We start from the raw sequence: 13384 nt of genomic DNA on the forward strand, positions 1-13384 counted from the left end.
TCAGAAACAGTGGTGGCTGTTCAGGCGGCTTCGCTCATCCAAATGAATGGCATGCCAGTCGATCTCTCCATCAGGCCCTGCGAAAAAACCATCAAGGGTGATCATCTCTGACACGATGACTTTTCTCATGCTGTCTTTCTCCTTCTGGGGAACAACATCTGCTTGCCTGTTGCAAGCAAATATACTCTACCACCTTGCAAAGAAAAAAACTTCTTCGATCTTGCTTTCCTCCGGCATATAGTCAGCATTCCATTCCCAGAAAACGTCGCGGATGACGTCGATTTTTTTACTCACTTTGCACTGACCATATACGTCAAGCATCACGGCTCTCCCGCGAAGTTGATGATTCGGAATCATCCCCTCCTTGAGAGGCTTCACTAAGCGTGCTTGAGTACTCGCTTGCGCAGGATCTGGAAGCTAGCACGACCATAGGATTGTCGTTTAAGCAACTTGAGCCTCTGCACGTGACCTTCTACTTGCCCATTGCTCCATTCGAGTGTGAGGCCAGCTTTGACAGCATCATAATCTTTCTGGAGACCTCGCGCGAAGTTTTTCAGCTCGGTTACTTCCTGCTCCTCGACTTGGGCAAGCCAAGCATCTAATCGTGCTCCTTGACGCTCCCGAAGCATAGCGGCAAAATCTTGCAGGAGAGTGAACGTCTGGGCAATGAGCGGATCGGCTTCACACAGGCGTGTCAGATAGGCATTTTGCCAATCCAGTCGTTGTTCTTCGGTAAAGGTCATCCATCTCGACACTTGGAGCGCTGTCGGTGGACGTCGCACCTGCGTATCTTTTTTCGTCGCAATAGTTTCTGGAGTTGGCTCAACGCGCTTGAACCCCCTCGGCTTCCCTTTCGTCGTGCGCAATTTCTTGATGAAACGGGTCACATTGGACATCGAAGCTGTGTATCCACGCTCCTGAAGTTCCCGAAAGAGCTCGGAGGCATTCCGGCATCCCTCGTTCCAGCGTTCGAGCAGGTAGGGCTTGAACGGTTCGAGCAGGTGGATACGGGTGCGACGCGGACATCTTCGCTCCGGTGGCTGATCCATATGGATGTAGCGCGAGACTGTCTGGCGGCTGGTTCCAACTTCATGCGCGATGATCCCCTGATCCACTTTCTTCGCATGCAGTTCATGAATTTTCCGATATCTTTCCACCTTTTCCTGATGACGTTGCAGGCTCACTTCTTCGAGCCGTTTGGTATTGCCCATAGGACTCTCCTGCAAGGGGGAAGACTTCCTCGTCGATGCTGTCAGTTCCAACATGGTGTCTTTGAGCAGAGATTTCTTGCTGATAAAAAAACCTTCCAAGGCCTCCCCTACATTCTTTAAGATATGCCACCGATCTGCTACCTGTTGAGCATCAGGTGCTCCCAAAGAGGCTCCTTCCGCATACGTACCGCCACGATCACGGCTGATGATCTCGACCCCCACATGTTCTTGCAACCATGTAGCGAGCGTACTGGCTTCACGGTCAGGCAAGAGTTCAATCGGAATGTGCTTTTCCAGATCGATGAGGATCGTACCGAACTTGCGGCCCCGGCGGAAACTCCAGTCGTCGACGCCAAGGACGCGAGGTGTTGCATGGGAGATCTCCGGCGCTGCCTGAATGAGCCGAAGCAGTGTATCTGGACTTGTGACAAGACCCATACCTGCTATGACGCGTTTCCCCGCTTCCCCACCGATGGCAAAACCGATGAGCGTGAAGACATCTGCCAGCCGCGTGGTTCGATGAGCATAGGGAGCAACCACGCTGGGAAGTCGCTCAGTGAAAATTTGGCGCGGGCAAGCAAGATTGAGGCAGAAGAAACGACGCGTATGGATTTCCAGCCGGACCTCCCAACCCATCCAGGGGAGATCGGCTACGGTGCGTACATAACGAGAATGCACATGACCCGAAAGGCTCTGGCAGACTGGACAGCGCGCTTGAGAGGCGGTGGTTGTCACCACCACCGTAATCATTTTGGGAGAAGTTTTCAAATGGGTGAGGTGTAAACATGTCGGGTCGGGCAATAGGGGAGAATGAACTTCGCTTCCCATCAGAAACTCCTCTCTTTTCCTAACTATCCATCATCATCTATGAAGAATGTAATTGGAAGCTGGTTCTGCACGCAAGCAAGCGAGCTATATTATTCATCAACTTCGCGGGAGAGCCAGCATCACGTGGCGAGGTATCGTGTGCAGCACTTGACGACATACAATAATGATGTTACATTTTATTTATGACTGACTAAGTCAGTCATAAATAAAATGTGCAAAAGGAGGTGATGCGATGCCGAGGACGAAAGAAGCCAGTCAGCGTATACGGGAGGAGCAGCGCACAAAGATTTTGCAGGCGGCCAGGAAAGTTTTTGCGCGCAAGGGACTGGCGGCGACAGTGGATGATGTGGCGGTTGAAGCCTCAGTCAGCCATGGGCTGGCCTATCGCTATTTTGCCAGCAAGGAGGAGCTTATTTACGCCCTCGTGAAGCAAGATATTCCTGAGCCTTCCGCGGGTCTGCAAAACGTGCAAGATATGCCGGGAACACCGGGAGAGCGCCTGAATTTTCTGTTGTCAGAGTTCGTGAAAAGCAGGCAGCATCCAGAGATCTACTTGCTCCTGGGGCAGGTACTCAGCTCTGATATGGCACCGCCAGGTTTACGCGAACTGATCCATCAACGTGGACTGGCGCTGCAAGGCGTGCTGAGGCAACTCATCATTGACGGTCAGGCCACTGGAGAAGTAGCAGCCGGGGATCCAGATCAACTGGTACGAGCCATCTTTGCCTGCCTGGATGGCTTGATTCGCTGGGCCGTCTATTATCCTGATCAATATAGCGATCATTTTCCGGATGCCAGCATTTTTTTGCGTATGCTTAAACCATAGTGCGTCTCAAGTTAAAGCGGGAATTGTCTCTGGAATGAGTTTGAGAATTATGTTCTCCAGACAGCAAGGAGCAAATGAATGAATCTGCCAAAGAGCGATACATTGCCTGTACCCGGAGCGACCCTCTACTATGAAGTACGTGGAGCGGGTCCCCTACTTTTGATGATTGCCGGTGGTGGTGGTGGTAGCAGCTTTAACGGTATTGCTAGCATATTGGCTAGCCAGTATACCGTGGTGACCTACGACCGCCGCGGCGCGGGGCGCAGTACACTTGATGATGTGAGCGCAGATATACCTTTGGAAACGCAGGGTGACGATGCTCATCATCTATTGGCTGCCCTGACGAATGAACCAGCATACGTATTCGGCAGCAGTGCCGGCGCTCTAATTGGACTGGACCTGGTTGCCCGCTATCCTGAGCAGGTGCGCACACTGATTTCGCATGAACCACCAGCGCACTATCTGTTACCTGACGATGAGCAACAATCTCCAGAGAAACCGCTTGAACTGAGGAACCGCGAGGGGGCATCTGCGGCCCTGATGAAATATATGGCCCAGTCGGGCGTCCGATATGATGATCTGGAGCCGGGTGTTGAACTGCCTCCTTTGAATAGAGAAGTGAGTGATGCGCATGCCGAAGCGTTTTTCGCCCACACATTCCTGGCTGTGCGCCGCTACCGGCTAAATGTTCCTGCTCTGCTGGCCGCGCCTACACGTATTGTACTGGCTGGCGCCGAGGCCGGCCACGAGTTTGTTGCATATCGCTGCGCGGTAGCGGTAGCAGAACAACTCGGTACCACGGTCGTAGATTTTCCCAGTCACCATGCCGGCTACATCAGCCATCCCAAAGCTTTTGCTCAAAAGTTGAGTGAAGTTCTTCAGGATGAGCCCGCAGATTGAATACAACACCTGCCATGGGTATCATTCATTTTTTGCAAAGGGAAACGCGACACCTGGCTTGCTGCGAAGCGGCCCTGTGCCCGGGCGCGTGTGGTGCACCACACGCGCGATCGGCCACATGGGCCGAGGGGAGCTGGCAGGAGAAGCCGAACCGGCCGGGAACGGGGTCGCCACGCTGCGCGGGCTCCAAGCCGGGGCAAGCCCGGCACCTACGATGGCTCACGCATGTGTATGTTCCTTCGGAGGGGAAGTTCGCTTTTGGGCACCGCGTGGGCGGAGGTGTGATGCGACGAGGCGCCGAGCGGCGAGGACACAGGGCCCCACAAACGGTGGGGCTAATCGACCGCAAGGGTCGAACCTACGGGGATCGCTTTTATTGTTGCTTTTGCGTGATGGAACGAGTACAACCGACAGAAGCTATCATCAAGATCTTTTTGGCATGCTCAATGCAAACAAGAAAGGCGATTTGTAAGTGCGCCCTTGCCTTCAGAGGGCGCACCTGCGCGTTAGCTTAGGCTCGCTGGAGGAGATCGTCGTATTTGGGATCGTAGAGTTGGACGCGACCCTCAGGCATCATCAGGATGGTGTCTGGCTTTATGTATTGTACGAATTCAAGGTCGTGGGTGACGGCGATGATGGTGCCGTTGTAGTGGCCGAGGGCTTCGCCAATAATGGTGCGCGACATGGCGTCCAGGTGCGTGGTGGGCTCGTCCAGGACCAGTAGATTCGGCCCATCAAGCACCATTTTGGCGAGCGCCAGGCGTGTCTTTTCGCCGCCGCTCAAGGTGCCGATCTTCTGAAACACCTGATCACCTGTAAAGAGGAAGCGTCCCAGCACATTGCGCACCCGTTTGGCGTTTTCCGGAAGTATCTCCGTGGCCTCGTTGATGACGGTCTTCGTATAGTCTAAGTTTTCGTATTCCTGTGCGTAATAGCGGAGTGTCACACCAATTAAAGCCGCCTTTTCTCCTGGAGCGACCGTAAAAGGGGCATCGTCCAGGATCAGGCGTGCGCCGTATGAGAGCTGAATATGATTAACCTGTAGCATCGTCTATGTATTCCTTTAATTATCTAAAATGCTTGTCACGTACAAAAAACCGTGGTAGCGTATATGGCTCACCCAGCGGTCTGGTTGCGGTTGATAAATGAAAGGAAAAAGAAACGCCGTGGGTGAGACCTGTTTGCGTCACCCACGGCGTTTTGATTAGACGTTTGACTGGCGTTCACTCTAGCTTCGCGCGCTCATCTATCCCAAAAAAGGGCACAATACGGCTATGGGCGACACGAACCGCGTGAACAACGGTGCAACAAGTACGAAGGCCCCACACTCTGGTGAGCTTCGTTGTCGCAATAGCCATACCAAATCCCTTTCTTTTCTTCTATAGTAAAATTTTCGAGTTGCTGCTCAGCGCAACAATTCTAGTAAAAATAACATATCCGCTTTTATGTGTCAATTAGAGTTTGTGCATTCGCCTTCATTGAGGCGAGGCAAGGTAAGAAGCGCCCCCAGGGGCGCACCTACGGCATGGGAGCGTGGGGCGATGCCGCAGAAGCCGGCCTGGCTCCAGCCGATGGTGATGTTTTTGGCTTCAGGGTGGTGGCGTAGATAATCATAGAGCTGGTGGGCGTGACGCGTCTCTGCCCAGTCTGGTACGGCTTCGGCAAAGGGGCTGTGTGATGTGCGGTTGCCTGCCGTACCATCGCCATCGACCATCGTATCAACCACGATGCGCCGGGCTCCGCTCTCAAGTAGTTGCTGTCCAAACTGCTCTGTGTCGGTATAGGGGAGACATGGACTGACGGTAATCTGGGTCGGGACGCCATGCTGGCTGGCTGCTCGTACCGCCTGCCAGCGCTTTTCCAGCGGTGGCCCACCTTTGAGATTCTTTAAATAGGATTGATCGTCGGTCTCGATGGTCATGGATAACCAGGCGTAGGGAATCTGTTGTAGCAGCGGCAGGTCGCGTTCTACCAATGGGGAGCGCGTCTGGATAACCAGCAGGTCGAGATCGGGATAGCGCGCAAACACCTCCAGACATTGACGCGTGGCCTGATATTTGTGCTCGATCGGCTGGTAGGGATCGGTGGAGCTACTCATAAAGATACGCAGCTTCTGGCGTGTGGCGGGCCGCATCTTTTCCAGCGTCTGATCGAGCAGTTGGGCAACATTCGTCTTGACGTGAACTGCGCTCCCCCAGGTGGCGTTTTCTCCGATGAAAGACCAGTTGGGGAGAAACTGCGCATAGCAATACATGCCACACGTGGTCTGTCCGAAGCCGCAGCCCACGTAGGCCGACAACGTATGGGTAAATGGATAAGGGCCGGTCGCCAGAAAACCGCCGCGCTGGGGATTTAAGATTCTCTTTGCCTCTCTGATATGGATGTCCATGCGAATCCTTTGCCTGCAAAGTCTGTGATTAAGTATGTTCGATCTATCGATAGCTAGTAGAGTATATCATAGCCGAAATCGGACGCAAGGCCCTGACCTATGGGTGGATTTTTCGTGCGTAGAGGGAAATCGGACGCGAGGCCCGAACCAATGGGAGCATTTTCGAGTGTCGAGCAAGAAATCGGGCGCGAGGCCCGAACCAATGGGAGCATTTTCGAGTGTCGAGCAAGAAATCGGGCGCAAGGCCCGAACCTATGTGTATATATATTTATATTTTAATAAAAAATTGGTATTCTATAACAAAAAGGAGATTTATATGCTGCGTAGGGAGGCGAGTGAAGTTAAAGAGAAGATCGAAGAAGTGATCGAACATGGGGGGCACTGGAATAAATACCTGGCGATTACGACCGCTCTCATCGCCGTCTTCACTGCTATTATATCTTCAATGGCAGGGAATTATTCTAGCGAGGCATTCCTTCAAAAAAATAATGCTATCCTCTATCAGAATAAAGCTTCCGACCAGTGGTCCTTCTACCAGGCTAAAAGCATCAAGCTCAACCTGGCGCTGGATTTTTATGAGCAGACCCATAATCCACAGCGCAAGAAGGATGCCGATCGCTACCAGAAAGAACAGGACGGCATTTACCATGATGCCAAACACTTTGAAAGCCTGGCCCAGGCGGCCAACGACCAATCGGCTCAAGCGCTGGAGAAAGGCGAGAGGCTTGACACGGCGACATTATTCTGCCAGATCGCTATCGCGTTGTCCGCGATGAGTGCCCTGGTTAAGAAAGAATGGCTGTGGATTGGATCTCTTCTAGTCACGGGCGTGTCGGTCGTCATTTTTGTCAGCGGCATCATTTGAGAGGTTTATCATTCATGAAAACGCCAGGCGACTGCTTTGATCAAAGCAGTCGCCTGACTGATGCGTTGTTCTTTTGAAGGGGATGGTCCGGGTTAGAGTTTCATGTCGACCCAGGTGGCACCCTTCTGGGAGCTCTCGACGGCTTTAGTGATGAAGAGCATGCCGCGCAGGCCGTCGTAGATGGTGGGATAGCCGCCCAGGGGCTTCTCACCGGATTCGACGCGACGAATGTCGGCGATGGCCATTTTGTAGACGTTGGCGAAGGCCTCGAAGAAGCCTTCGGGATGTCCACCGGGCGTGCGTGCGGCCGCTCTGGCAGCGTCGCTGGTGTAGGGCGCATTGGTGCGATAGATCTGCGTGGGCTGTCCTGGCTGTTTGAAGAGGAGCGTGTTCGGCTCCATCTGGTGCCACTCGAGTCCGGCACGAGTGCCGTAGACGCGAATGTTCAGGTTATTCTCTTCGCCAGCAGCGATCTGTGAGCAGGTCAGCAGGCCCTTGGCACCGTTCTCCAGGCGCAGCAGCATATTGGCATCGTCATCGAGCTGGCGGCCCGGCACAAACGTGCTCAGGTCAGCGCTCAATGAGGCAATCTTCTGACCGGTAATAAATTCCATCAAGTTCTCGGCATGGGTGCCGATGTCGCCCACGCTGCCAGCGATACCGGACTTCGTAGGATCGGTGCGCCAGGCTGCTTGCTTGTTGCCACCCTTCTCCTGCGGCTCCATCAGCCAGTCCTGGACATATTCAACGAGCACCTTGCGCACCTCACCCAGGGCGCCGCTGCGCACCAGGTCGCGCGCCTGGCGCACCATCGGATAGCCAGTATAGTTGTGGGTCAGAGCAAAGATCAGGTTGCTACGCTCAACCAGCGCCACCTCTTCTCTGGCCTCATCCAGGCTGAAGGACATGGGCTTATCGGAAACCACGTGGATACCATGCTGCAAGAACGCTTTAGCCACAGGATAGTGCATATGGTTGGGAGTGGTTATCATCACAAAGTCAATACCATCCGGGCGGCTGGCCTCTTTCTCCGCCATCTCTTCATAGCTGGCATAGGAGCGATCCAGGAACCAGGCCCGGGCCGACTCTTCTGCGCGCTGTGGATCGGTGGACATCGCGCCCGCGACCACTTGCGCCTGACCATCCAATTCGACCGCGACGCGATGGACTGCGCCGATAAAAGAACCTTTGCCGCCGCCCACAATGCCGGCACGTAATCGTCGATTAGCTACGTCTCTGCCCATTGAAATGTTCTCCTATCTGTGTCAATATGGCGCATCAGTTATGCGCAGATATGTGCGGAAGAGCATGACTGATGTACCTGGCTCAATAGAGATATATATGAAGGATACCACGATTACACAACGATGATAATAACCGCGCGCCGAGAAATGACTGGCATTCCCGGCGCCACGGTCAGGCCGCGCCTGGATTGAGCGAAATTAGCGATCCTCGCTCCAATCATGTTTGCCAGGATTCAAGGGAGCAGGACGCTCACACATGCTGGTCAGCTCGATGTGTTTGTTTTGGTCGGAAGCATCATGGATGGCTTCCATAATATCGAGCACGTGGTAGGCCAGATCGCCATTGGCTCGATGGGTGCGGCCAGAATTGATGGCATGCGCCATATCGGCCAGGCCAATGCCACGGCTATTCTCAGCGTACGCGTGGGTCAGAGGCACCTCGCGCCACTCCTTCTCCTGGGACGTACGAACGTAAACCGGGCCACCAAAGGTATTTGGATCAGGCACGACCAGCGTACCCTCGGTACCGTAGATCTCGATACGTGGCAACTGGTGGGACCAGACATCGAAGCTCATAATAATAGAGCCGACGGCGCCACTGGCGAAATCCAGCACGCCAGCGATATGGGTCGGCGTATTGACCTGGATCTTCGTACCATATTTCGGCTGGCTAGTAATCATGCGCTCCGGAAACGTAATACGAGCAGAACCGGTCACGCGGCGTACGGGTCCCAGCATCGCAATCAGGGCGGTCAAATAATAAGGACCCATATCGAACATAGGACCGGCACCTGGCTGGTAGAAAAAGTCTGGATCAGCATGCCAGCTCTCAGGGCCGTGACCGAGCATGAAGGCGGTGGCACCTATCGGCTCACCGATCACGCCATCATTGATGAGCTTAATGCAGGTCTGGAGGCCACCACCCAGGAACGTATCGGGGGCACAGCCCACACGCAAATTTTTGGCCTTGCCCGCATCGAGAAGCGTACGACCCTGCTGGCGATTGATCGCCAGTGGCTTCTCGCTATAGGTAGCCTTACCGGCCTCAATGGCGGCCATGCCGATCTCGGCATGAACCTTAGGAATTGTCAGGTTGAGAACCACTTCTATATCCGGATCGGCCAGTAGTTCTTCAACCGTACAGGCTTTAGGAACGTTGTAGCGCTGCGCCTGAGCACGAGCGCGCTCTAAATCGATATCTGCGCATGCAGTAAAGTTCAAAATATCAAACTTGCTGGGGGCTTCAAGGTAGATAGAACTGATTTGTCCGCAGCCAATCACACCTACATTGGTTTTCTTTGTCATAGCAGAAATAGACTCCTCTTTCTGTTTCGGCACGATGACGGTATCGCGTCTGCCAGAGTTTATTATAGACATAATATCATGCAAGAAAAGGTTTTCCAAGGTAATAGTGGGGAATTCTGTTTTTTTGTTTTTCTTGCGGGCGTCCGCATACGCGGCCGCACCTTTTTTGTTTGTTGGTGCAGAAAGCGCGCACAGCGCGCTTTCTGCACCAACAAATGGATGATGATTTGAGCTCGGAAGGATGATTTGAGCTCGGAAGGATGATTTGAGCTTGGGAGGATGATTTGAGCTCCGGGGGAGCAAAAGCGCCCTCTTGGGGGTGCGGTTGCATGTGCGCTTTTATCTTTTTTGTAGAGAGGTGCAGGACACGTCCTGCACCTCTTGAGGAATTTTGGCGAGCGACAAAGATGTAGAGGTGCTTTTATTCGGTTGCAATCAGTGTGGTGGTGATGGTTTGGAGCTTGCCAGCGCGAGCGATTTTGAGGGTGACCTGCTGGCCGGGTGCTTTGTTGGCCAGGTTCTGGCGGATGCTGTGTACGCCCTGGATAGGTTGGCCTTCGATCTCCAGCAGCAGGTCGCCGAGCAGGATCGCCTGTTGGGCGGCGGGACGTTCAACGACGCTCACGACTAGCAGGCCGTTGTCGCTATGATCCGCTAGTTGCTGTCTGATGGCGGTCGGCAGATCGATACGTTGGAGTCCAACGCCCAGGATGGCTTGTGATCTGGGCAGATCTTTCAGCCACGCGCTGACAACGTTGCTGGGGATGGAGACCGAGAGATCGCCGCCGAAGATCATGGCATTGATGCCCACCACCTGCCCATCGGCGTTTAGCAGTGGTCCGCCAGAGTTGCCAGGAGCCAGGCGTACATCGGATTTAATGTAAGGAATCGTTACTTCGGGCTCGACCTGGCGCGTACTCATTGTACTCACGATGCCCGCCGTAACCGTCCAGCGTTGTCCCCAGGGGTGTCCGATGGCGAAGACCCATTCGCCCACGCGCAGACTGTCCGAATCACCAGCAGGTAGTGTTGGGAGCTGTTCAGCCTGAACCTTGAGCAGGGCCAGATCAAACTGGGGCTGCCGATGCAGCACCCGGGCCGGTAGCGTGCGCCCATCGGTAAAATGAATCTGAATGCCCTCGCCATCCTGGGGCACCACATGATTGTTCGTGATAATCTGACCGTCCGCTTGCCAGACGATACCCGTACCGCCTCCATGGCGCTCATTGCGCACCTGGACGATGGCCGGTCGAACCTGGTTGAAGAGTCCGCTTAGCGTGGACGAAAATGCATCAGGTAGCGGAGATGAAGACTGTGTTGAAGGTGTAGTAGATTGTGTCATATTGGAAACCGATCCGTTCTCTATGTGATCCAAATACTTTTTGGAATATGTCAAAGGAAGAAGCGTGGAACCAGTTCTTCTTCCGCCTACCAAATGATTAATGGGTGGTGATGATGGTCAGACTCTGACTTATCGCCGTTGTCCGGGCGTCACCGAGAGCGTCTGCACGGCATCGCCACGGATCACTTCGACCGGCAGGGCTTTGCCGACGCGCTCGCCCGTCAGCAGCAACTGCAGATCCTCAGTATCAGTGACGGCATGGCCATCGAGGCTGACCAGGATATCACCGATGAGCAGGCCCGCCTGCTGAGCAGGACTCTTTTCCTCAACATTGACGATCAGCAAACCGTGGTCCTGAGCGCGACCCGCGCGTTGTGCTTCGGGCAGATGCACGAGCTGACTGCTCAGGCCCAGAAAGCCACGCTTGATATATCCCTGCTGCGCCAGGGCGTCGGCAATGGATTGCGCCTGCGCCATCGGAATCGCCAGCGGGACGCCGTTGGCCAGTCCTGTGGTCAGGATGCCCAGTACCTGTCCCTGGGTATCGAGCAGGGGACCGCCAGAGAAGCCCGGGTAGGGGGTGGCGTCGGTGCGGATATAGCGCTCGAGGACCGTTCCCTGGCTGGTGCGTAGGGGGCCACCCAGCGCGCTGATGATACCCGAACTGGCCATTACACCGTCCTCAGATGGGCGACCAAGCGCCAGCACGAGCTGTCCTACGCGCGCAGGTTCGGCGGCGGCCACCGCCGCTGGCAGCTTGAGGCCAGGGACGCGCAGCAACGCCAGATCGGTTGTCTTGTCGCGACCAACCAGCGTGGCTGGAAATTGAGTCTGCTCGTGTGATTGGATTTTGATGTCATTTTCACGTTCAAGTATATGACTCGCTGTCATCACAAGTTCAGGCGCAATGACAGTGCCACTACCTGATTGTCGTGCTCGACCCATCACTGTCACCAGCGATGGCGTAGCTCTTTCGACCGCATCAGCCATCTGATTGGAGAGAGCGCGTAACAATGCGGTGTCGTAAGTCGTGTTTTCCATGTATGTATCCTTTGACAGAGAACTAATAACAACGGATAGCTTGTGCATACTATATATCATGCTTGATGAGGGCGCATCGTTAGTTTTTCCAGTTGTTTACCTGGAAAAAATGACAGGTGGAGTTTTCTTTTACCTTTGTTTGACTCGCCGCCTGATGATCTTTTACTTTTTAAGAAGGTATAAATGATCTCTTGTATTCCCGCCTTCGGCGGGAGGGGGAGAGGATGTTGGTGGGGACACCCCACTCCCCGGCAGGAGGGGCTGGCCGCCCCTCCTGCACCTCCCCGCTTTATACCTGCTTTATTTGTTAAACATCATGCGGCGGTGGTGAGGGAGGAAGGGAAGGGGCCAGGGGTGTCCCCTGGAACCCCGCGAGGGGGCTGGCGGCCCCTCGACCCCCATGTATGTTGAGATATGTTATCAGGACATCTTAATAAGAGGATGAGAAGAGGGAGGATAACGTTGTTGACCGGTGTTTGGCCATGGATATGGTTTAACTTGTTTGTGTTGGTGCTGTTGGCGCTTGATCTGGGTATATTTCATCGCAAATCGCATGCGGTCTCGACGAAAGAAGCGTTGATCTGGAGCGCGGTATGGATTTCGCTGGCGCTAGTTTTTAACGCGGGAGTGTACCTGGTGAGCGGTGGTGAGGTGGCCCTGCAGTTTTTGACAGGCTACCTGGTAGAGAAGTCGTTGAGCGTCGATAACATCTTCGTCTTTGTGTTGCTGTTTAGCTACTTTAAGGTACCAAACGCCTATCAACATCGTGTTCTCTTCTGGGGTATTATTGGTGCTCTGCTCATGCGCGGTATATTGATTGTCGCTGGCTCCGTGTTGATCGAGCAATTTCACTGGATCATCTACGTCTTCGGCGCCTTCCTGATCTTTACCGGCATCAAAATGGGTGTGCAGAAAGAAGCTGACGTGCACCCGGAGAATAATCCGCTGGTAAAATGTGCGCACCGTTTGGTGCCGGTGAGCAATGACTTTGTGAGGGATCGCTTCATAGTGAAACGCGCGGGCAAGATCATGATCACACCCCTCTTGTTGGTATTGTTGGTGATCGAGACGAGCGATCTGCTGTTCGCAGTAGATTCAATCCCGGCTATTTTCGCGGTGACGACCGATCCATTTATTGTTTACACCTCAAATGTGTTTGCTATTCTGGGCTTGCGCTCACTGTACTTTGTGTTTGCCAATATCATTCACAAGTTCTACTTCCTGCAAGCTGGATTGGCAGTGATTCTTTGTTTTGTGGGCTTGAAGATGGTTATCTCTAGTTTTTATCATGTGCCGACCGGGCTCTCGCTGCTGGTTATTGCTCTGGTACTGGCTGTAGCGATTATTGCTTCAATCATTCGAGCGCGCCGCCGGCGTGAGGAGCAGACGCCAGTCAAAGCTGAAGAAGAAGAGTCGGTCCACTAGCGCAAAAG

13 protein-coding genes are annotated in these 13384 nt (G+C 53.9%); 4 read left to right on the forward strand and 9 right to left on the reverse strand.

Annotation, left to right across the window (positions count from 1 at the left end; genetic code table 11):
- The 3 genes from JMI88_RS39450 to JMI88_RS19290 are packed head-to-tail and all read right to left on the reverse strand — an operon-like array spanning window position 1 to window position 2039.
- Window positions 1-129: a dihydrofolate reductase family protein gene (locus tag JMI88_RS39450; RefSeq protein ID WP_236022973.1), complete on the reverse strand. Its 129-nt coding sequence runs from the start codon at window positions 127-129 to the stop codon at window positions 1-3.
- 57 nt (window positions 130-186) lie between these two features.
- A complete protein-coding gene (locus JMI88_RS19285) occupies window positions 187-357 on the reverse strand; it encodes a hypothetical protein (protein WP_201363564.1) in 171 nt (56 codons plus the stop codon).
- 20 nt (window positions 358-377) lie between these two features.
- A complete protein-coding gene (locus JMI88_RS19290) occupies window positions 378-2039 on the reverse strand; it encodes an ISL3 family transposase (protein ID WP_201363565.1) in 1662 nt (553 codons plus the stop codon).
- A 232-nt stretch (window positions 2040-2271) separates the two neighbouring features.
- Between JMI88_RS19290 and JMI88_RS19295 the strand changes: the two genes are divergently transcribed.
- Both JMI88_RS19295 and JMI88_RS19300 read left to right on the forward strand, forming a co-directional pair.
- Window positions 2272-2865 carry a TetR/AcrR family transcriptional regulator gene (locus JMI88_RS19295; RefSeq protein ID WP_201363566.1) on the forward strand — a complete coding sequence of 198 codons (594 nt, stop codon included), beginning with the start codon at window positions 2272-2274 and terminating at the stop codon, window positions 2863-2865.
- Window positions 2866-2943: 78 nt separating this feature from the next.
- The gene (locus JMI88_RS19300; protein WP_201363567.1) at window positions 2944-3765 is read left to right on the forward strand and encodes an alpha/beta fold hydrolase; all 822 of its coding nucleotides are present in this window, start codon (window positions 2944-2946) and stop codon (window positions 3763-3765) included.
- 511 nt (window positions 3766-4276) lie between these two features.
- Here JMI88_RS19300 and JMI88_RS19305 read toward each other — a convergent pair.
- Both JMI88_RS19305 and JMI88_RS19310 read right to left on the reverse strand, forming a co-directional pair.
- Window positions 4277-4813: an ATP-binding cassette domain-containing protein gene (locus JMI88_RS19305; RefSeq protein WP_201363568.1), complete on the reverse strand. Its 537-nt coding sequence runs from the start codon at window positions 4811-4813 to the stop codon at window positions 4277-4279.
- Between the two features lie 402 nt (window positions 4814-5215).
- Window positions 5216-6154, reverse strand: a complete 939-nt coding sequence (locus tag JMI88_RS19310; protein WP_201363569.1) for an SPL family radical SAM protein — start codon at window positions 6152-6154, stop codon at window positions 5216-5218.
- Window positions 6155-6470: 316 nt separating this feature from the next.
- Here JMI88_RS19310 and JMI88_RS19315 point away from each other — a divergent pair, with 316 nt between their 5' ends.
- Complete coding sequence (locus tag JMI88_RS19315) at window positions 6471-7019, forward strand: DUF4337 domain-containing protein (protein ID WP_201363570.1); 549 nt, start codon at window positions 6471-6473, stop codon at window positions 7017-7019.
- A 92-nt stretch (window positions 7020-7111) separates the two neighbouring features.
- Here the strand turns inward: JMI88_RS19315 and JMI88_RS19320 are convergent, their stop codons facing one another.
- The 4 genes from JMI88_RS19320 to JMI88_RS19335 all read right to left on the reverse strand — a co-directional run bounded on the left by JMI88_RS19320 (window position 7112) and on the right by JMI88_RS19335 (window position 11951).
- Window positions 7112-8263 (reverse strand): Gfo/Idh/MocA family protein, encoded by a 1152-nt coding sequence (locus JMI88_RS19320; protein ID WP_201363571.1) that lies wholly within the window; start codon window positions 8261-8263, stop codon window positions 7112-7114.
- Between the two features lie 198 nt (window positions 8264-8461).
- Window positions 8462-9568 carry a Gfo/Idh/MocA family protein gene (locus JMI88_RS19325; RefSeq protein ID WP_201363572.1) on the reverse strand — a complete coding sequence of 369 codons (1107 nt, stop codon included), beginning with the start codon at window positions 9566-9568 and terminating at the stop codon, window positions 8462-8464.
- A 421-nt stretch (window positions 9569-9989) separates the two neighbouring features.
- Entirely contained in the window at window positions 9990-10910 is a 921-nt protein-coding gene (locus JMI88_RS19330; protein ID WP_201363573.1) for a S1C family serine protease, read from the reverse strand.
- A 129-nt stretch (window positions 10911-11039) separates the two neighbouring features.
- Window positions 11040-11951: a S1C family serine protease gene (locus JMI88_RS19335; RefSeq protein ID WP_201363574.1), complete on the reverse strand. Its 912-nt coding sequence runs from the start codon at window positions 11949-11951 to the stop codon at window positions 11040-11042.
- A gap of 462 nt (window positions 11952-12413) precedes the next feature.
- Between JMI88_RS19335 and JMI88_RS19340 the strand changes: the two genes are divergently transcribed.
- Window positions 12414-13376, forward strand: coding sequence for a TerC family protein (locus JMI88_RS19340; protein ID WP_373323894.1), 963 nt, complete (start codon window positions 12414-12416; stop codon window positions 13374-13376).
- Window positions 13377-13384: the final 8 nt, after the last annotated feature.

This window comes from Dictyobacter formicarum, from assembly GCF_016587435.1.

Bases quoted from the DNA above. Each gene is read 5' to 3' on its own strand.
- JMI88_RS39450 (WP_236022973.1), bottom strand. From the start codon at position 129: ATGAGAAAAGTCATCGTGTCAGAGATGATCACCCTTGATGGTTTTTTC.
- JMI88_RS19285 (WP_201363564.1), bottom strand. From the start codon at position 357: ATGATTCCGAATCATCAACTTCGCGGGAGAGCCGTGATGCTTGACGTA.
- JMI88_RS19290 (WP_201363565.1), bottom strand. From the start codon at position 2,039: ATGGGAAGCGAAGTTCATTCTCCCCTATTGCCCGACCCGACATGTTTA.
- JMI88_RS19295 (WP_201363566.1), top strand. From the start codon at position 2,272: ATGCCGAGGACGAAAGAAGCCAGTCAGCGTATACGGGAGGAGCAGCGC.
- JMI88_RS19300 (WP_201363567.1), top strand. From the start codon at position 2,944: ATGAATCTGCCAAAGAGCGATACATTGCCTGTACCCGGAGCGACCCTC.
- JMI88_RS19305 (WP_201363568.1), bottom strand. From the start codon at position 4,813: ATGCTACAGGTTAATCATATTCAGCTCTCATACGGCGCACGCCTGATC.
- JMI88_RS19310 (WP_201363569.1), bottom strand. From the start codon at position 6,154: ATGGACATCCATATCAGAGAGGCAAAGAGAATCTTAAATCCCCAGCGC.
- JMI88_RS19315 (WP_201363570.1), top strand. From the start codon at position 6,471: ATGCTGCGTAGGGAGGCGAGTGAAGTTAAAGAGAAGATCGAAGAAGTG.
- JMI88_RS19320 (WP_201363571.1), bottom strand. From the start codon at position 8,263: ATGGGCAGAGACGTAGCTAATCGACGATTACGTGCCGGCATTGTGGGC.
- JMI88_RS19325 (WP_201363572.1), bottom strand. From the start codon at position 9,568: ATGACAAAGAAAACCAATGTAGGTGTGATTGGCTGCGGACAAATCAGT.
- JMI88_RS19330 (WP_201363573.1), bottom strand. From the start codon at position 10,910: ATGACACAATCTACTACACCTTCAACACAGTCTTCATCTCCGCTACCT.
- JMI88_RS19335 (WP_201363574.1), bottom strand. From the start codon at position 11,951: ATGGAAAACACGACTTACGACACCGCATTGTTACGCGCTCTCTCCAAT.